We start from the raw sequence: 18636 nt of genomic DNA on the forward strand, positions 1-18636 counted from the left end.
TTGGCTGTCGCTAAAGCCCTTGATTGTTTCGTATCTCATCTTGTCATTATATCAAAACTTTCGCAAGAGGTCTATTGTTCAAGCTGAAAAATGGTATAAAAAAGCAGCTGATAAAGGTCATGCATTATCTCAATATATGCTATCTTACCTTTATCGTGACAATGAAGAGTTCCAAAATAAAAAACTATATCGTGAATATCTAATCAAAGCTGCCGATAATGGACATGATCCTGCACAAAATGAATTGGCGTATAACTATGAAAAAGGGCAATATGGTTTTAAAGAAAATATTAATGCCGCAGTGAAATATTATCAGTTCGCCGTAAAGCAAGGCAATGTGTATGCGATGAATAATCTAGCTATACTATACGAGAATGGTGATGGCGTAGAGCAGAATATTACAGAAGCCGTGCGATTATATGAAAAATCTTTTGAGTCAGGTAATGTTATATCTGCCTATAATTTAGGTTATTTATATCAGAATAATGAATTGGTCAAAAAAGACTATAAAAAAGCTGTGGTGTACTATGAATATGTGTTGGAAAATACCGATTCCGATGAAGATATTACTGATACGCTATCTCAACTTATTGAGATTTATCAGCAAGGCGGTTATGGTGTCAAAAAAGACCTTCAAAAAGTAAAAAAATATCAAAAAATGCTCAAAGAATATGAAGGTTAATTGATCATTTTTTAAGAATAAAGGGCGTGTCAATAATAAGCTTACATGCCCTACTTTTTACTTTCTCATGTTGCATAAAAAAAGGGCGAATATTATTACTCACCCTTTTTTTAAATCTACGTCAGCGACATTATTTATCTAAAATTGTAAATAATTGCTTTTGCACATTTTCAATTTGATCTAAACCATTGATGCGGTCATAAGTCGGTGCATTTTCACCAGATTTTGCACGATCTTGATAATAGCCAACCAATTGTGCAGTATCTTTATGATAAGCGACCAAACGCTTACGAATAGTCTCTTCTTGGTCATCTGGACGTTGTACCAAATCTTCGCCTGTTTCGTCATCTTTACCTTCCACTTTTGGCGGATTGTAAACAACGTGATAAACACGACCCGATGCAGGATGCTGGCGACGACCTGACAAACGCTGTACGATTTCTTCGTCTGGTACGTCAATTTCAATCACATGGTTAATGTCGATACCTTGGTTTTGCAATGCTTCTGCTTGTGGAATAGTACGTGGAAAACCATCAAAAATACAACCATTTACACAATCAGGTTGAGCAATACGCTCTTTTACCAGACCAATGATTAAGTCATCTGATACCAAACCACCGCTTTCCATCACTGACTTTGCTTGCAAGCCCAATTCAGTCTCATCACGAATCGCCGCACGTAACATATCACCCGTAGAGATTTGTGGAATATTATAACGCTTGCAAATCAATTGTGCTTGTGTGCCTTTGCCAGCACCTGGAGGTCCGAGTAAAATGATACGCATAAGATACCTTCTTGTTGAAAATTCAAGTCTTTATAGGATCAAAAACTTAAGGTTTAAAAAAAATATTTTAACAAAATATTTGTCGATTACCTACATCACTTTGGACAATAATAGTGATTATAAGCAAAATTTATAGCAGTTAAATCACGCACAAGCCGTATATTGATTATAAAAAAGCCACGAACAAATGTATCATTCCCGCCAAAAAGCCTGTTACACCACCAAGCACAATCAAAATCCATTCATCTTCTTGGAATGCTGGACGTAGCAGATTTTGAAACTCATATGGGCTTAAGTTACGAATACGGTCGCAAAACATATCAAAAATCATCTTGGCACGGCTAGCATTAAACGCTGGGTCTGAAACAGGTTTCATTGTGGCTTCGATAGAACGCTCTACCAAATCATTTTTTAATTCAGCATATTGGCTTGGGCCAAGTGAAATTTGTAAAGTCGTTTTGACTAATGGTGTTTCCATCACTTCATTAAGATGGCTTTTGATAATACGACGGGTCTTCTGTGCTTGGTCGCCATACATCATTTCAGTCATAATGGTTTTGAGCGTGATTAAGTCTTGCGTCACCACCTCTGAAAAGACCACAGCGACTTCTTCTTGACGTTTCATAAACGCCCCTTGAATCACATAAGTATCAATGTGTGGAAACTCTGGAATAATCCAAGGGAATTTTAAATCTTTGGTTAAACGGAAAGTCTTTAAATATTTTACTGGGCGTGGCTCAACAGGATTAAAAACCATCCATATCGCAATCCAGTTGGTCAAAAAGCCCCATATCGCCGCAAAAAATGGTACAGTCCAATGTTGTGGTATCAACAGGAACAAAACCATCTGTACAACGCCAAAATAAAAACCAATCAAAGCACTGACATGCCAAATAAAGTTAATTTCTTTTTGCCCAACTTTGAGAAACATATCGACCATCAACTGACGGTCGCTCTCCATCTTTTTGACCACCATCGAACGCATATCAACTAACTCTTCGACTTTATAAGTCAAATCGGTAACCAAATCTGCCATAATGGTCGGCATCTGTGCATGAGCTTGGCTGTAAATTCGACGCTTTATAGCATAAGGAAGATTTTCCCAAAGCACATGATTCTGCTCTAGCATGACTTCATCAATCAGAGCCTCGAGATCATGATCCACTTGTTCTGCAATAATTTTACCCATTTCTTCTGGGTCCATCGCTGTCAAAAATTCGCTTAATGAACCAAGTTTGGACAAAGTGTTATCGGTGATAATGCCCGAGATACGTCCTGCTTTACGCGGCACAATACCTTGCCAGCCAATGGGTACAGGACCAAGATGAAAACCCCAAAACTTAACAGGGTAAAATACCATCTTCAATGCCATCCACACGTGAGCCCACGTTACAAACGCAGTCACAGGAATAATACTTAAGATCGGTAATAGATCAGGACGTGTAATAAAAGTATGTCCGTAATAGATGATTGTTTCCAACATAATTGCTCTAAAAAACGAAAATTTACTTGAAAAATTGTTGTAAATAATCGTTTTATTCAATGTATCATTTAGTGATGGAAATTTAACAGAAAAAGTTATACAACGATAGTATTATTTTGTGATTCTTTCAGAAAATATTGTACTAATGTGACTTTCAATGATAATATCTGAAACATACTGCTTTAAGCCATTGCTAGCACAGGCTTCGGGCACTAAACATATCCATGGAGAGTAACTCAATGAATAGCAACACCAATTTCCAAATCGAAGACAGCAAATCTTATCAATTTTTGTTCGATTTGAGTAATGATGATAAACAGCTATTAGCAAATTATGCACAATTAGACAGTATTAATGCTTGGGAAAATAAAGTAAAGCAACTTGTTTCAGCGAGTCTGCCAAGTGATGAATTATTTGATATGATTCACTTTACGCGTATTGTGGAAAAACAAGGTGAAAAAGTCACATTTCAGCCGATTGATGCGAAGCGTTTCCGTGAAATTTCTTTTGCCAATTACTTACAATACAATGATATGAATGATGTCGAAATCAACGCATTGGCATTGGTAGAATCTTTACGCCAAGGCTAAATTTTCTCATATAAAAGTCACTTCAGTGATTGAAGTGACTTTTTTTATTTGACTTTTCTGATAAAGGTTGAATAAATTCATGAAATATTAAACTTAAGACATTGATTTTTATTCAAAAAAATATCGACTAAGTGGTAACAATTTCATACTAAAAATCGCTATACCTCAAGCTTGCTATCGTATATATTTAGCAAAATTTTTTCTCTCGCTATCCTTGTTGTTCTATGTTCAAAAAACACCCATCACCGCTCAAAAATATACAGCAAGAAAATAATATTTTTCGTCATCGCATTTATGTGGCTATGGGTGTGGTCAGTGTATTTATTTTGGTGCTGATTGCCCGTTATGCATATTTACAAATCGAACAGCATGAACGTTTTACAACAATGTCAGATAAGAATCGTATTCGCTTACAGGCACAACCACCTGCTCGCGGTTATATTTACGATCGCAATGGGATTTTATTGGCAGATAATTACCCAGTATTTAGTGCAATTGTCAGCCGTGCTGACATTGAAGACATTGATGATACGCTAAAACGTCTGACACCGATCCTACATCTTAGCCCTGAAGATATCGATCAATTTAGTAAACGTGCCAAGGTCGCAAAGAAAACTGAAATTCTCGCCATTAAAATGAATTTAACTGAGCAAGAAATTGCCAAATTCAGTGAGATGAAACAAGAATTTCCAGGTGTGCGTATCGATACACAGATGACTCGCTACTATCCACATGGCGATCTGTTTGCACACGTAATTGGTTATGTCGGACGTATTAATGAAAAAGAATTAAAAGAACTCGACAAAGATCTTTATTCCGGTACAAATCTCATCGGTAAAATCGGTATTGAAAAATACTATGAAGATTTATTACATGGCACACCAGGCTTCGAGTCTGTAGAAGCTGATGCACATAGTCGTGTATTACGTTATCTGGGTAAACAAGATGCCGTGCGTGGTAACGATTTGTATTTATCATTAGATTATGGTCTGCAAGTAGTCGCTGCACAACAAATGGCAGGCAAGCGTGGTGCTTTGATTGCGATTGACCCGAATACAGGTGAAATTTTGGCATTGGTATCGAGCCCAAGTTTTAACCCAAATTTATTTGTGACGGGTATTAGCAGTACAGATTATGCTGCTTTGCGAGATAACCCAGATCAGCCATTATATAATCGTGCTGTGCAAGGTTCTTATCCTCCTGCGTCCACGATCAAACCTGTCGCAGCAATGGGTGGTATCAACTACGGATTTATCGATTGGAATACACGTATTTTTGACCCTGGTTATTTCCAATTACCTGGTGATAGTCATAAATTCCGTGACTGGAAGAAAGGCGGACATGGTATTGTAGATATTCATAAAGCGATCCGTGATTCTAGTGATACTTTCTTCTATGTGCTGTCTTTCCGTATGGGCATCGAAAAGATGCATGAATGGATGACGCAGTTTGGTTATGGTCAAAAGACAGGTGTAGATTTACCTAACGAAAGTGCAGCACTATACCCATCACCAGAATGGAAAATGCGTACGCGTGGCACTGCATGGAGTAAAGGTGAAACCATTTCGGTAAGTATTGGACAAGGTGCATTCACTGCGACCCCACTACAGATGGCAATGTCTACAGCAATCATGGCAAACTACGGACAACACGTTCGACCGCACGTGTTGCGTGAAACTAAGGGCGAAAAGAAATTAGATATTTTAAACGGCAGTGATTACAAGATTAAGTTTAATGGTACGCAAGAAGATTGGGACAATGTACATGCTGCTATGCGTGCTGTTGTCGAGCAAGGTACAGGACGTGGCATTCGTAGCTCAAGCTATAGTATCGCTGGTAAGACGGGTACAGCACAGGTTAAGAGTATCGCACAGGGTAAAACTTATAACGAAGCAGCACTGAAAGAACGTGAATACGACCATGGTATGTTTATTGGTTTTGCACCAGCGGATAAGCCAGCTATTGCTGTAGTCGCGATCTGGGAAAACGGTCGCCACGGTAGCTCCGCTGCCAAGTTGACCAAGCCATTATTCGACTATTGGTTACTGCATCGTGAAAAAGATCCTATTAAACCTGTTGCTCTGCCTGTCAATGGTGGATTGATGTCAGCAGGGACTAGCCCTTCACAACTTCCAACCAGTGGCTTGGAGGATCTACAAAGACAACGCTCAGGAAATGGAGCCAATCGTCAGCGTAGTAGCGAGCCTGCAACGACAAATACTGAGCAAAGTAGCAATACTGGATTGGTAGAATAGTGTAATGTATGACTTTGTATGTAAAAAATAGCTATGAAAAAAATTAACTCACATCGCTCAACTCCTCGTCACTCTGCTCAGCCCTTGCGTATCATCGGCGGTGAGTTTAAACGTAGACAAATCGAATTTGCAGCTTTAGATGGCTTGCGTCCTACCCCAGACCGTGTGCGTGAAACGCTATTTAATTGGCTCATGTGGGATATAACTGGTGCAATAGTATTGGATGTATGTACAGGTTCTGGTGCATTGGCATTTGAAGCCTTATCTCGTGGTGCAAGCCATGTCACTATGATTGAACCTCAGAATGAACAAATTCAATTTTTACGCCAAAATATCAATACTTTAAAACAAGAAGATAAGGTGCAACTCTATCATGATACTGCACAAAACGTACTAAAACGACTGAGTGATGTAAAATTTGATCTGGTCCTCTTAGATCCGCCCTACTCACTAAACTTATGGCAAGAGCTAGCAGAATTACTATCGCCATTTTTACATGAAAACAGCTTGATTTATGTTGAAGCCAATCAAGATTTAAGCCAAATCAAGCTACCTAGCCACTGGCAATTGAAAAAAAATAGTAAAGCTGGGCAAGTTTATTTTGGTTTATTCCAAACATTATAAATAACGTGAGTTCGGTTTTAAAAGGTATGTTTTTGTTATAATTATATGATTTTAAAGAAGTAGGGTGTGAGAAACATTGTTTCGCAAGACGCACCTGAGAAGCGATTGAAGCCTCGCAAGATGCCGTTTTCTGAAAGGTGCGTAAGACGCAACCTACATCCGAATTGAAAATTTTACATAAAATCAGATACTTACATTCAAACCTATCCCGAACTCACGTTAAATAGAATTAATCAGTGATTAATTGTTATTTTTAATCAGAATCTTCTGTATAAAATACAAAACTACGGAAGCTAAAATCATAACAATAATTAAAAATGCTAACATATACAAATAACCATTCTTTGATAAAGAAAAAATGGATACTACAATCATAAAACCGATAGCATTGGCTTTTAGATAGTTATTTAATAAATTTTTGAGGCGCACCTCTTTTGGTAATGTGGCATCCTGTGATAAAACAGTTTGGGTAATTCGTTGAATCTCACTGCTATTACCTTCAAGTAAAATACGTGATAATCTAAAATTATGATAAATAAACCACGGTGCTGGCAATAGAATCAGCCAAAATGCTAACCAAAGGCCAAATTTTTTATTTTTATGCTGTTTTTCAACATTTTTTAATTGTTGATTAAAATCATAAATATATTTCCCATCGACTTCAACCTGATAAATAACTCGCTCATCCGAAAAATCATAATAACCTTGATCATCGTACCAAATTTGTGCTTGTTTACCGCCATATTGATAAATTTTATCACAATCTCGAGCATTATTAGATAAATGTTTATCTTTACATGAAAATTCTAAATCATTAATTTTTAATACTTCAATATAATTATTATGCAAATTATTTTTACCTGTATTATTACTTTTTTCTTCTTTTTGGTTGGATTAAAAGGTAATTTTGCATCTAATGTTTTTAATTGATCTATCGATTTTGGAAATGGTGTTGCATTTAGACTATCAGTTATCATCGACTCTGCATAGATAATCGCTAGAGAAAAAACAAAACTGAATATTACAATGCTTTTTGCAAATTTATTTTGCCACTTTGGATTTATACCATCAGGTGTAAAACCACTAGTATATATCAAAAATGATACTAAAAAAGCAACAAAACTTGCGCCAATAAGCATCGCATCACCATAAATTATCATGATGACCAATGCAAATAAATAATAGCTTACTGCTGAAAAAGCATATTGACGCAATGTAGGTTCAATAAAGCTTTGCATAAAATTATCCTGACCTAAAATATAAGTAAAGAACCACTGTTACTCAATGCTTTATTTCCTTGCCAACCCACAATAATATGACCCTTTTCATAGATTTTCAGGATATCTACATAAAACTGTCTTGGAAAGTTGATATTATTTTCTGCAAAATAATGATAAATAACACGTACAAAACGGTTTAAATATAATTTAGAATTTGACCGAGTGTTTTCATTAAAAAAATTTTCAGATTTTTGCAACCTTGATAAATTCAAATATTTATCTGCAGTATCTACAACTTTATTCCATTCTGTATTAAATATATGGTTATGATGTGTTGATAAATAGCCAGATAAAATATTTCTATTTAGCAAAAATAAGTTTTCTAAAATGGTTATATTTTCCTTATCTCTATCAAAGCTTAAATAATAAATTGCTTCTTGTTGATTACAATATTTAATCGTATAGGGTAAATCAAATTTAGTGTCTTTATTACCTAAATTTGAACACCAATCAATACAATTTAATCTATCAATATGATTAATTAAATCTTCAGAAAATTCAACTTTTTTAAAAACATAATCATATACATATTTCAAAATATTCATTGTTTATCCATTTACTCTCAATCTTTAATCCAACTTTTTAAAATCAATTCCGCCAAAGGCAAATCTTCAGGATAAGTGATTTTAATATTATCATTCCGCCCTGAGATTAATCCTACATCTACGCCCAACAATTCCAAACTACTGGCTTCATCAGTGATGATGGCTTGCTGTTGCTTGGCGGATTGCAGTGCATCAACTAGCAATTGATATTTCACAATCTGTGGTGTTTGAGCTTGCCACATCTGCTCACGACTTATCGTTTTATCAATATAATGCAAACCATTGTTTTCTTTGGATAAGTTTTTAGCTAATTTTAAAGTATCTCGCACGGGAATCGCCACAATCGCCGCATCTTGCCCCGACTGACAAAAATCCAAAATCGCCTGCAAAGTATCATTATGCAAACACGGACGCGCAGCATCATGTACCAACACATAATCATCAGGCTGTGCTTGTGATTGCAAATGTTGCAAAGCTGCCAATACCGAATCCATCCGCTCCGCCCCACCCTGACAAAATTGTACAGGCATAGCAAAATCTAAACTCGTTGCGATATGATCATCAAGATGTATGGCAATTACACAACCTGCCAAAGGCAATTTTGTCAAGGCATTCACGCTGTGCTGTAATACGGTTTTATCTAATAAGGTTTGATATTGTTTGAGTTCAGTTTTGGAAAAACGTTGCCCACGTCCTGCGGCAGGCAATACCGCCCAAATTTTGCGATTATCCATGTGATTATCCCGATTTTAATTTTGATTTTGCAAGGTAATTTAATGTGCTGTACTGCTAGGTGCCTGATTTTCATCAGCATCATTGTTCAGCATAGCATCTTCGCTACTCGGGCTATTTTTTTGTGCTTCATCCAAATAAATTTGTTGATAACTGCCGTCAATCATACTCATTTGCACAAAAGTTTCATTCGGTTTAATTAGACCCAAGTCCAGTCGAGCAAATTCTTCCACCGTTGATGTGCCATTTTTTAGGTCAAAAACCTGTGCTGACAAGACACGATTGCGTTCTGCCAATTCTAAATTTTGTTCTTGTTGAATAGCGATTTGTTTTCTGAGCTGTTTTTGCTCCAAGTGCCCATTTTCACCGAACCATAACGCATATTGTAAGGCGAGAAAAATGATTAGGGAAAGGACAATCAGCACTCGTCCAGTCATGGTATTTAGCATAATTCGCTCATTATTTTCAAAAAATCTTATAAAAACCAATCGTGACTTTTATCAAAAAAGCCACGACTGGATTTTGTAAGGCGTTAAATTTAAGGGCTTATTTTAAACCTTTAAATTCCGCTTTACCATGATAAGGTGCTTGAATTAACTCTTCAATACGTAACAATTGATTATACTTCGCTACACGGTCAGAACGGCACAATGAACCCGTTTTGATTTGACCTGCAGCAGTACCTACTGCCAAATCAGCGATGGTTGAGTCTTCAGTTTCACCAGAACGGTGTGAAATCACTGTAGTATAACCATTGGCTTTCGCAAGATAAATCGCATCCAAAGTCTCAGTCAAAGTACCGATTTGGTTATACTTAATCAAGATTGAGTTCGCAACGTTTTGGTCAATACCACGTTGTAAAATCTTAGGATTAGTTACAAATAGGTCATCGCCGACCAATTGGATTTTGTCACCCAAGATTGAGGTTAAATAAGCCCAACCGTCCCAATCGCTTTCGTCCAAGCCATCTTCAATAGAAATAATTGGATATTGTTTTACCAAACCTGCCAAATAGTCGGCAAATTGATTGCTGGTAAAGGCTTTGTTGCCTTCGCCTGCCAAGATATATTGACCATTTTTATAGAATTCTGAAGATGCACAGTCCAACGCCAACATGATGTCAGAACCTGCTTTATAGCCAGTTGTTTCAATGGCTTTTAGAATCACAGTGATGGCTTCTTCATTTGAACGTAGGTTTGGTGCAAAACCACCTTCATCACCCACAGCAGTATTTAAACCTTGTGCTTTTAATACTGATTTCAATGCATGGAAAATCTCTGCACCAGCACGTAAGCTTTCAGCAAAAGAAGTGAAGCCCACTGGCTCAATCATAAATTCTTGAATATCAACCGTATTATCGGCATGTGCACCACCATTTAAGATGTTCATCATCGGTACAGGCATGCTCAAAGTAGTTTGACCACGCAAATCAGCGATATATTGGAACAATTGGGTTTTCTTTTCCGTCGCTGCTGCACGAGCTGCTGCCAAAGATACTGCCAAAGTTGCATTTGCACCAAGCTTGGCTTTGTTTTCTGTTGCATCCGCTGCAATCATTTTTTCGTCCAATGTTTTTTGCTCAAAAACACTGTCGCCCACAAGTAGAGATTTGATGTCACCATTAACATTAGCAACGGCTTGGCATACACCTTTACCCAAATAACGGGCTTTGTCGCCATCACGCAATTCTAATGCTTCACGTGAACCAGTCGATGCGCCTGATGGTGCACATGCACGACCAACCACACCTGATTCCAAAATCACGTCTGCTTCAATAGTTGGGTTACCACGAGAATCTAAAATTTCTCTGGCACGAATATCTACAATCTTACTCATGGACATTATCCTTTTGGGGGCTAAAATCAAAATATCTTTGCTTTTACAAGCAATAAAAACTCAAAACTTAAAAATCAATGCGTATCTAATACCGCAAAACCTTTGACCAAATCATCAAGCTGTTTAAGCTGTGCCAAAAACGGCTCAAGCTGACTTAAACGTAACGCACACGGACCATCACATTTGGCAACATCTGGATTTGGATGCGCTTCTAAAAACAAACCTGCCAAACCAGTTGCCATACCAGCTCGAGCCAGCGTGGTAATCTGAGCACGGCGACCGCCTGCACTGTCTGCACGTCCACCCGGAGTTTGTAAGCTATGCGTTACGTCAAAAAATACGGGTACATTCATGGCTTTCATGGTATCAAAGCCCAGCATATCAACGACCAAATTATTATAACCAAAAGCCGAACCACGCTCACACAAAATCAGCTTATCATTGCCTGCCTCTAGGCATTTATGCAAAATATGACGCATCTCATGTGGCGCTAAAAATTGGGCTTTTTTGATATTAATAATTTTATCGGTTTTCGCCATCGCTTCGACCAAATCAGTTTGGCGACTTAAAAATGCTGGCAATTGCAAAATATCTGCCACAGTCGCTACAGGCTCAGCTTGGTATGGTTCGTGAATATCGGTGATAATCGGCACGTTAAATTGCTTTTTAATTTCACCCAACCACTCTACACCTTTTTCCAAACCTGGGCCACGAAATGAATTGAGGCTAGAACGATTGGCCTTATCAAACGATGCTTTGAACACATAAGGAATGCCAAGACGCTGACAAATCTCAATATACGTTTCTGCAATCTCAAAAGCCAAATCTTTGCTTTCTAATACATTCATGCCACCAAATAGCACAAAAGGCAGGTCATTGCCAATTTTGAAGCCATTTAGTTCGATTGTCGATTGGGCGGTTAGGGTCATAAAATTTCTCGTTATATCAAATTCATGTATTTACTGGATTGTGCAGATGAGCTTCAAGCACCGTAATCAGCTGAAAATCATTACTAATTCTAAGTATGCCAATGTGCATCAATGACAGTAAATACAATAGAAGAGCAGATGGTCTACTCTTCTATTTTCAGAAACTTATATTAGCTTGCTTGATGGTATTTTTTTGCTGCATCAATAAAGCTTGCAAACAATGGGTGACCGCCACGTGGTGAGCTGGTAAATTCTGGATGGAACTGTACTGCAACAAACCAAGGATGCGTTGGAATTTCTACCGTTTCAACCAAGCCTTGTGGTGAGTAACCTGACACTTTCATGCCTGCCTTTTCGATGTCTGCGATAAAATGATTATTCATTTCATAGCGATGACGATGGCGTTCAATAATCTGTGAATGACCATAGATTTCACGGATTTTTGTGCCTTCCAATAGTTCAGAGCTTTGAGCACCCAAACGCATGGTTCCACCTAAATTTGAGCTATCCGTACGTTGCTGTAATTCGCCACGCTCGTCTAACCATTCAGTAATCAAACCAATTAATGGTTGTTTGGTTTTCTTATTAAATTCAGTCGATGTTGCTTCAGTCAAACCTGCTTGATGACGTGCAAATTCAATCACTGCCAATTGCATACCCAAGCAAATACCTAAATAAGGAACGTTGTTTTCACGTGCATATTTGATAGCTTGCATTTTGCCTTCTGTACCACGCTCACCAAAACCACCTGGCACCAAGATTGCATCAGCTGTTTTTAGCACACTTGCTACATCTTGGCTTTCTAAGCTTTCGGCATCAACATAGTCGATTTGTACTTTGACACGGTTTTTGATGCCTGCATGTAGCAAAGCTTCATTCACTGATTTGTAGGCATCTGGCAATTCAACATATTTACCAACCATCGCTACACGTACAGTAAATTCAGGATTGAATAAGCCCTCGCAGACTGCATCCCAGTCACTCAAATTGGCTTCAGGCAAATCAAAACCAAAACGCTCACAAATAAAATCATCCACATCTTGTTCATAGAATGTACGTGGGATTTCATAAATACTGCGTGCATCTTTACACACGACTACAGCACGTGCTTGTACATTGGTAAATAGTGCAATCTTGCGACGTGTTTCTTCATCAACATCATGCTCGGTACGGCAAATCAAAATGTCTGGTTGCATACCGATAGACAATAATTCTTTTACCGAATGCTGTGTTGGTTTGGTTTTTAGTTCTGATGCTGATGCGATATAAGGCAACAAAGTCAAATGCATTAACATCGAATGTTTGTGACCAAGTTCAACCATGAGCTGGCGTACTGATTCCATAAATGGTAAGCTTTCGATATCGCCTACAGTACCACCAATTTCCACGATCGCCACATCAAAGCCCTCGCCTGCTTTACGCACACGCTCTTTGATATTATCAGTAATATGTGGAATGACTTGAACAGTTTTACCTAAGTAATCGCCACGACGCTCTTTATCTAATACGTCTTGATACACACGACCACTGGTAAAGTTATTCAGCTTGCTCATTTTTGAACGTTTTAGGAAACGCTCATAATAACCTAAATCAAGGTCAGTCTCTGCACCATCTTCGGTCACAAAAACTTCACCATGTTGGAAAGGGCTCATTGTGCCTGGATCGACATTGATATATGGATCCATTTTGACCATGGTCACTTTTAGGCCACGAGCTTCTAATAATGCGGCAACAGATGCGGCTGAAATTCCCTTACCGAGGGAAGATACCACACCACCTGTAACAAATATAAAATGGGTCATCGCTATTCTCATACATTAAGCCAAAAGATGGCATTCAATGTTTGTCAATTTTACTTTACTATGCCCCTATAAAGCAAAAAGAATTGTATATAAATCACAATTCTTTTCGTTATCTGTGTCATCTTTTCACTTATTTGTTTGAAACTAAAACAATTATTATTTATTGAACCAAGAAAAAAAATTTTTTGTCACATATCTGATTTACTTTTCAAAGAAAGTAGAATAATTCTTTGTATAAAAGCCGTGAAAATCATCACACAATCCCCATAAAAATCGTTATAATCAGCTCGTATTTTTTGATCTTTAATCCTACATCGGTGATCACAACATGAAATCTTATACTTTAAAATTTGCAGCACTGACTTTGGCAATCATTAGTATTGTGGGTTGTGGTCGTAAGGAACAAACCCAAACGGAAAAAGTTCCAGATGAGCAACGTCCACCAGAAGCTGTGGTATTGAGTCCTGTCACTGCACCAAATACGACAACCACAACACCTGCGACTGCACAGACTACAAGTCAAGGCACAGCAAGTATCGCCTACAGCGAAGACAATACGCAAGCACAGAACGATACTATGGCAACTGTACCAGCAGTAGCACGTCCTACAAATAATACCACTGCTAACACCACAACTCGTACAACGAACAATACTACAAGCAATAGCACAGCAAATACAACATCTAAACCAGCAGAAACCAAAACTTCAACTATACGTAGTAATACAGACAACACGACCACTACTGTGACGACTACAACCAAGGTTGATAACCGTGTAGGACCTGCTGCAACGACTAGATCTAATACAGCAACCTCAACGACGAATCGTTCAACAGCATTGGGGCCTGCTGCACAAGAGTACAATCATGCTTCAAATACAGACAATCGTGTTGGTCCTGCAGCAAATAGAGCAACAGCATCTAATGACGACGCTCAACCCGCAACAAGAAGTTCTCATGCATTAATGGACGGCGTACGCCCAATCAATAAAGATGCACGACGCAACGAAAGTGATGTTGGTCCTGCAAAATCAGAATAATTCTCTATAGAGATAAAAATAGCGACTAATACAGTCGCTATTTTTGTTTGTTTTATGATGCATTGGATATTTTTAGCTCGACTACTTGTTTTTATGGTAGCAAATCGCTATGACTTAAAAATTACACAAAATACACATTGATGTCTAAATTGTGAAAATAACGTGTGATCAAAATAACTGAAACTGGATGTGATAAATATCAGGAATTATTGAGCAGATAAATGATTTATATACCATCACATCTTACTCGTAAATCATGAGGAATATGGTAATGAAAAAAATATTGATGGCATTGACCTTGGCATTGGCTTTTACGCTGCCCAATGTAGCCATGGCAAAAGGCATATTGATCTTTAATACAGGCGACGAAATCTTTGAAATCAAAAATGCACCAACTTTTGATGATGGTTTTAAACTAGGCTATGCCTGCAAACATTTTGGCTTATTATGGGCAGATGTTTGGACGTGGGATTGTCAAATGATGGCAGTCAATCCTGATCGCAATGAAGTCGCTGATTTACCCGCAGATATGAAACAACAATTCCAATCACAGTTTAGCGAGAGCGATCGCGATCGTGGTTTTTGGAATCGTTTTGGTATCTTTATTTTAGCATTGATCTTTATTGGTTATGGCATATTTAATATGCGTGGCTCAAATAACTAATAAGCTTAACTTGCTGAATAATATTCAAAATAAAATCGCAAGACTTTAAGGCTTGCGATTTCTTACTTTCTAAATTTAAGCTTTGAAAAAGATTAAATCGGCACACCGCTATGAAAACGAAACAACGGATCTGACGTGCTAATCAATTCTTTTTCCACTGCCAATAAATGTTGTAATCGGCTTTGGATACTTTCTTCAGGATCTTTGAGCTGGTTTTCTTTGGCAACATCATTAGCAAGGCTGATATAATCTTCGTAATGACGTGCTTCAGATTTTAACAAATAACGATAATATCGACTCAATTCCTCATCTACCACTTGTGATAATGCAGCAAACCGCTCACAAGAACGTGCTTCTACAATCGCCCCAATCAACAGCACATCAATCAATGCTTCTGGCTCATAGGTGCGAATTTCTTTACGTAAAGCGTTGGCATAACGCCCAGCACTCAATGGTTTTAGCTCTAAGCCACGCTTAGCCATCAATGCCAAAACTTGTTCATAATGCAACATTTCTTCACGTACAAGCTGTGCCAATTTTTTTTGTAAATCAGTAAAAAAGCTATAGCGAAAAATCAAATTCATACCTGTGCCAGCCGCTTTTTTTTCACAATTGGCATGGTCTTGAATTAAAATTGCCAAATTTTCAGGACTATCTTTAACTTTATCTAGCCATGCTTGTGGTGTACGACAGCCTAAAAATTGGTAGATTGGTTGCATTAATGCATCCAAGTCTTTACCCAGACTCACGCTATTTTCTTCATTACAAACCGCCAAATCTACCGCTTCTTCTTCAGTATTTAGCAAAGTATCATTCGATTCGGCTAAATTATCTTGCAATTGCATAATTTCCCCTATTTATACAACTTTGGCGGCATCGATTTTAGCTTTCATCTGTTTGACAGCTTGTTCTAGGCCAACAAATACCGCGTCAGCAATAATCGAATGTCCAATATTTAATTCATAAATTTCAGGGATTTGAGCAATCGCAGTAACATTTTCCAAATTCAAACCATGTCCTGCATTGACGATTAAGCTACGCCTTTTGGCATATTTTGCCCCATCGATAATGCGTTGCAGTTCTTGTTGTTGCTTATCACCTTCAGCATCAGCATAAGCACCAGTATGAATCTCAATTACTGGTGCACCACAAGCAACAGCAGCATCAATTTGAGCCTGATCTGCATCAATAAATAAAGATACTTCACAACCTAGCTCAGCCAAAATTTGTGTAGCACGTTTGACCGATTCAAAATGCCCAACCACGTCCAAACCGCCCTCAGTGGTCACTTCTTGGCGACGTTCAGGGACAAGACATACGTGTTGTGGAAGGATTTCTTTAGCAAAATCAAGCATTTCATCTGTCACCGCCATTTCCAAATTCATGCGTGTCGAGAGTAATGGACGCATACGGCGTACGTCATCATCTTGGATATGACGACGGTCTTCACGCAAATGTAAGGTAATGCCTTCTGCTCCAGCTTGTTCACAAATCAAAGCCGCTTTGACTGGATCTGGGTAGCTTGTGCCACGTGCCTGACGCAAGGTTGCTACATGATCAATATTTACACCGAGAATTGCCATAATTTTGCTCTAAAAATAATGATTTAATCTCAGGATTATAGCAAACTTTTGCTGTAGGTGAGCGAGCTTTTGGCAGGATTTTTGAGTGGGAGGAATTGGTTATTTTGAAGTTTATAAATTGTACATTTATAGTGAACGTGTTAAATTAAACTAAAATCTTAAATTAAGGATACTGTTATGAAAAAAGTATTGCTTGCTACGCTATGTGCCAGTGCGGTATCGATTGCTCATGCAGGATTTTTTGATGATTTAAATAAAGCTGTGACAGCAGTAAATAGTGTCATTGGTGCAATTAATACTGCTAGTAGTGGTGCAATCGTTACTCCAAACACTAGCCAAACTTCAACCACATTTACTGGCACAACCATGGCGACGCCTACAGATTATCAATTACAGAAAATCGCTCAATCAATTGTGGTAAGTTCAATCCAAGATCCAAAGTTACGTCAAGCGGTAACACAAGCTCTTGACAATATTAATAAAATGCTTTTAATTACATCTTGTCAAACCACAAGTGATGATTTGTACCTAGGTGAAGTATTATCGCCAAAAGCGAATATGATGTTTATAAAAAATCCAAACTCTTTAAATCGTTATAAAAATCACCCTAAGGATAAGTGTTTAACAGTACAGAATATTGGTGATTGGAAGCTCGAAAATGATGAACTCAGATTTAATGTAGTGTATTCATCAGATATTACTGGTGCAACTGCCAATATTGATGTTTATATGACTCAAGATAACGGACAATGGCTAGTAACAATGTTATATAATTTCAACCCTTAATATTTTTATTGTAAATAAAATATTAAGCAGCTGTAGGGTGCATCCCACGCACCTTTTAGAAAGCAATATTAAAAATAGGTATAATTCACCCTGCTTTTCCCATTTAAAGAGTAAATTTATTATGAGTATTCCTTACCATTATGTTGAAATAAAGACATTTAATGAGCTGAAAATCGGTAATGGTAGTTCCAATTGGACACATTGGGGAGTAATGGATCACGAGGGTGTGACGATTCAACTCAGGTATCTAATTCCATCTGTTAATAAGTGGTGTTATCTACCTGCGAATATATTAAAAAAACTGTACTTTAATTTTGATACTTACTACAAGTTTAATGGCATGCTTTTTTTTGGAAGAACGCAGGATTTCTTTGCCGATAAGATTTATGAGCACTCAATTATAGATGATTTATATGAATCAAAGCTTGGTTTTGCTTGTCTTAATATGACAGATGAAACAGAGGGCTATCCATACCTGTTACACTTATTGCCAGAGTTGAATGATCGTGAATTTCTTGAAAGCCTAACCAAAGACCCTACTCTTGATGTTGCTTTATTATCAAGAACTTTGAATAAAAATAAACTTAAAGGTAATGTGATAAACAAAAGAATATATGATTACAGACATCCGAGATGGTCAATCGAATGGCTAGAATATTGTGAAAATCTTGTATCTAAAAACCCTGAATTGAAAATTTTGGATAGAAGTAATTTTTTAAGGCTACCTGAATAACGAATCAAAAACATTAACCTTAACCGTATGCTATCAGACACCTTTACGTCAATAAAACACAAAATGAGATTCGTGACATTGGGAAAACACCCGACACTTTTTCATTTGCCAACCTCTGATACAGTAAAACTAAAATGCCTCACTTTGACATAAATGCTTATTTTCACAAAGTATTTAAATCCTAAAATAAAAAACCACCCTTGCTGTTGCAAGGGTGGTTAGGAATAAAGAGCTGGCGATGACTTACTCTCGCATGGTTGAGCCCACACTACCATCAGCGCGACGTGTT

At 37.6% G+C, this 18636-nt stretch carries 20 protein-coding genes; 8 read left to right on the top strand and 12 right to left on the bottom strand.

Annotated elements, in window-relative coordinates; all coding sequences use genetic code 11:
* Window positions 1-682 (top strand): tetratricopeptide repeat protein (locus ACEYX7_RS07740; protein ID WP_374900403.1); only part of this gene is annotated, 682 nt, incomplete at its 5' end.
* A gap of 130 nt (window positions 683-812) precedes the next feature.
* On the opposite strand, the gene adk is transcribed toward ACEYX7_RS07740, so the two are convergent.
* On the bottom strand, window positions 813-1466 hold the full coding sequence (gene adk, locus ACEYX7_RS07745; RefSeq protein ID WP_374804488.1) for an adenylate kinase: 654 nt from the start codon (window positions 1464-1466) through the stop codon (window positions 813-815).
* A gap of 166 nt (window positions 1467-1632) precedes the next feature.
* Entirely contained in the window at window positions 1633-2949 is a 1317-nt protein-coding gene (locus tag ACEYX7_RS07750; protein WP_374804490.1) for a DUF445 domain-containing protein, read from the bottom strand.
* A gap of 239 nt (window positions 2950-3188) precedes the next feature.
* On the opposite strand from ACEYX7_RS07750, the gene ACEYX7_RS07755 reads away from it, so the two are divergent.
* From ACEYX7_RS07755 to rsmD, 3 genes are all read left to right on the top strand, one after another.
* Window positions 3189-3539 (top strand): hypothetical protein, encoded by a 351-nt coding sequence (locus tag ACEYX7_RS07755; protein WP_374804492.1) that lies wholly within the window; start codon window positions 3189-3191, stop codon window positions 3537-3539.
* 224 nt (window positions 3540-3763) lie between these two features.
* On the top strand, window positions 3764-5794 hold the full coding sequence (gene mrdA / locus ACEYX7_RS07760) for a penicillin-binding protein 2 (RefSeq protein WP_374807017.1): 2031 nt from the start codon (window positions 3764-3766) through the stop codon (window positions 5792-5794).
* 33 nt (window positions 5795-5827) lie between these two features.
* Window positions 5828-6418 (top strand): 16S rRNA (guanine(966)-N(2))-methyltransferase RsmD, encoded by a 591-nt coding sequence (gene rsmD, locus ACEYX7_RS07765; RefSeq protein ID WP_374804495.1) that lies wholly within the window; start codon window positions 5828-5830, stop codon window positions 6416-6418.
* A gap of 240 nt (window positions 6419-6658) precedes the next feature.
* Here rsmD and ACEYX7_RS07770 read toward each other — a convergent pair whose 3' ends face one another.
* The 8 genes from ACEYX7_RS07770 to ACEYX7_RS07805 all read right to left on the bottom strand — a co-directional run bounded on the left by ACEYX7_RS07770 (window position 6659) and on the right by ACEYX7_RS07805 (window position 13542).
* Complete coding sequence (locus ACEYX7_RS07770; protein WP_374804497.1) at window positions 6659-7267, bottom strand: hypothetical protein; 609 nt, start codon at window positions 7265-7267, stop codon at window positions 6659-6661.
* On the bottom strand, window positions 7240-7656 hold the full coding sequence (locus ACEYX7_RS07775) for a hypothetical protein (protein ID WP_374900405.1): 417 nt from the start codon (window positions 7654-7656) through the stop codon (window positions 7240-7242). The genes ACEYX7_RS07770 and ACEYX7_RS07775 overlap by 28 nt, the downstream gene beginning before the upstream one ends.
* 14 nt (window positions 7657-7670) lie before the next feature.
* Window positions 7671-8243: a hypothetical protein gene (locus ACEYX7_RS07780; RefSeq protein WP_374804501.1), complete on the bottom strand. Its 573-nt coding sequence runs from the start codon at window positions 8241-8243 to the stop codon at window positions 7671-7673.
* Window positions 8244-8260: 17 nt separating this feature from the next.
* Entirely contained in the window at window positions 8261-8977 is a 717-nt protein-coding gene (ispD, locus tag ACEYX7_RS07785; RefSeq protein WP_374804503.1) for a 2-C-methyl-D-erythritol 4-phosphate cytidylyltransferase, read from the bottom strand.
* Between the two features lie 39 nt (window positions 8978-9016).
* Window positions 9017-9424 carry a septum formation initiator family protein gene (locus ACEYX7_RS07790; RefSeq protein ID WP_374804505.1) on the bottom strand — a complete coding sequence of 136 codons (408 nt, stop codon included), beginning with the start codon at window positions 9422-9424 and terminating at the stop codon, window positions 9017-9019.
* Between the two features lie 97 nt (window positions 9425-9521).
* Window positions 9522-10811 carry a phosphopyruvate hydratase gene (gene eno, locus ACEYX7_RS07795; RefSeq protein WP_374804507.1) on the bottom strand — a complete coding sequence of 430 codons (1290 nt, stop codon included), beginning with the start codon at window positions 10809-10811 and terminating at the stop codon, window positions 9522-9524.
* Window positions 10812-10885: 74 nt separating this feature from the next.
* Entirely contained in the window at window positions 10886-11740 is an 855-nt protein-coding gene (gene kdsA / locus ACEYX7_RS07800) for a 3-deoxy-8-phosphooctulonate synthase (protein WP_374804509.1), read from the bottom strand.
* A gap of 170 nt (window positions 11741-11910) precedes the next feature.
* Window positions 11911-13542: a CTP synthase gene (locus tag ACEYX7_RS07805; protein ID WP_374804511.1), complete on the bottom strand. Its 1632-nt coding sequence runs from the start codon at window positions 13540-13542 to the stop codon at window positions 11911-11913.
* Window positions 13543-13870: 328 nt separating this feature from the next.
* On the opposite strand from ACEYX7_RS07805, the gene ACEYX7_RS07810 reads away from it, so the two are divergent.
* On the top strand, window positions 13871-14581 hold the full coding sequence (locus ACEYX7_RS07810) for a hypothetical protein (RefSeq protein ID WP_374900407.1): 711 nt from the start codon (window positions 13871-13873) through the stop codon (window positions 14579-14581).
* A gap of 271 nt (window positions 14582-14852) precedes the next feature.
* The gene (locus tag ACEYX7_RS07815; RefSeq protein WP_374805511.1) at window positions 14853-15245 is read left to right on the top strand and encodes a hypothetical protein; all 393 of its coding nucleotides are present in this window, start codon (window positions 14853-14855) and stop codon (window positions 15243-15245) included.
* Between the two features lie 92 nt (window positions 15246-15337).
* On the opposite strand, the gene ACEYX7_RS07820 is transcribed toward ACEYX7_RS07815, so the two are convergent.
* Both ACEYX7_RS07820 and pdxJ read right to left on the bottom strand, forming a co-directional pair.
* Entirely contained in the window at window positions 15338-15964 is a 627-nt protein-coding gene (locus tag ACEYX7_RS07820; RefSeq protein ID WP_374805515.1) for a MiaE family protein, read from the bottom strand.
* A gap of 138 nt (window positions 15965-16102) precedes the next feature.
* Window positions 16103-16831, bottom strand: a complete 729-nt coding sequence (pdxJ, locus tag ACEYX7_RS07825) for a pyridoxine 5'-phosphate synthase (RefSeq protein ID WP_374805513.1) — start codon at window positions 16829-16831, stop codon at window positions 16103-16105.
* A 174-nt stretch (window positions 16832-17005) separates the two neighbouring features.
* On the opposite strand from pdxJ, the gene ACEYX7_RS07830 reads away from it, so the two are divergent.
* Together ACEYX7_RS07830 and ACEYX7_RS07835 are read left to right on the top strand one after the other, a co-directional pair.
* Entirely contained in the window at window positions 17006-17614 is a 609-nt protein-coding gene (locus tag ACEYX7_RS07830) for a hypothetical protein (protein WP_374805542.1), read from the top strand.
* 121 nt (window positions 17615-17735) lie between these two features.
* On the top strand, window positions 17736-18347 hold the full coding sequence (locus ACEYX7_RS07835; RefSeq protein WP_374805541.1) for a hypothetical protein: 612 nt from the start codon (window positions 17736-17738) through the stop codon (window positions 18345-18347).
* Window positions 18348-18636: the final 289 nt, after the last annotated feature.

It is taken from the genome of Hubeiibacter jixunmingi, from assembly GCF_041928215.1.
GTDB lineage: Bacteria > Pseudomonadota > Gammaproteobacteria > Pseudomonadales > Moraxellaceae > Acinetobacter.

Bases quoted from the DNA above. Each gene is read 5' to 3' on its own strand.
- ACEYX7_RS07815 (WP_374805511.1), top strand. From the start codon at position 14,853: ATGAAAAAAATATTGATGGCATTGACCTTGGCATTGGCTTTTACGCTG.
- ACEYX7_RS07810 (WP_374900407.1), top strand. From the start codon at position 13,871: ATGAAATCTTATACTTTAAAATTTGCAGCACTGACTTTGGCAATCATT.
- ACEYX7_RS07830 (WP_374805542.1), top strand. From the start codon at position 17,006: ATGAAAAAAGTATTGCTTGCTACGCTATGTGCCAGTGCGGTATCGATT.
- ACEYX7_RS07820 (WP_374805515.1), bottom strand. From the start codon at position 15,964: ATGCAACCAATCTACCAATTTTTAGGCTGTCGTACACCACAAGCATGG.
- ACEYX7_RS07835 (WP_374805541.1), top strand. From the start codon at position 17,736: ATGAGTATTCCTTACCATTATGTTGAAATAAAGACATTTAATGAGCTG.
- mrdA (WP_374807017.1), top strand. From the start codon at position 3,764: ATGTTCAAAAAACACCCATCACCGCTCAAAAATATACAGCAAGAAAAT.
- eno (WP_374804507.1), bottom strand. From the start codon at position 10,811: ATGAGTAAGATTGTAGATATTCGTGCCAGAGAAATTTTAGATTCTCGT.
- ACEYX7_RS07750 (WP_374804490.1), bottom strand. From the start codon at position 2,949: ATGTTGGAAACAATCATCTATTACGGACATACTTTTATTACACGTCCT.
- ACEYX7_RS07805 (WP_374804511.1), bottom strand. From the start codon at position 13,542: ATGACCCATTTTATATTTGTTACAGGTGGTGTGGTATCTTCCCTCGGT.
- ACEYX7_RS07780 (WP_374804501.1), bottom strand. From the start codon at position 8,243: ATGAATATTTTGAAATATGTATATGATTATGTTTTTAAAAAAGTTGAA.
- rsmD (WP_374804495.1), top strand. From the start codon at position 5,828: ATGAAAAAAATTAACTCACATCGCTCAACTCCTCGTCACTCTGCTCAG.
- ACEYX7_RS07790 (WP_374804505.1), bottom strand. From the start codon at position 9,424: ATGCTAAATACCATGACTGGACGAGTGCTGATTGTCCTTTCCCTAATC.
- ACEYX7_RS07775 (WP_374900405.1), bottom strand. From the start codon at position 7,656: ATGCAAAGCTTTATTGAACCTACATTGCGTCAATATGCTTTTTCAGCA.
- ACEYX7_RS07755 (WP_374804492.1), top strand. From the start codon at position 3,189: ATGAATAGCAACACCAATTTCCAAATCGAAGACAGCAAATCTTATCAA.
- adk (WP_374804488.1), bottom strand. From the start codon at position 1,466: ATGCGTATCATTTTACTCGGACCTCCAGGTGCTGGCAAAGGCACACAA.
- ispD (WP_374804503.1), bottom strand. From the start codon at position 8,977: ATGGATAATCGCAAAATTTGGGCGGTATTGCCTGCCGCAGGACGTGGG.
- kdsA (WP_374804509.1), bottom strand. From the start codon at position 11,740: ATGACCCTAACCGCCCAATCGACAATCGAACTAAATGGCTTCAAAATT.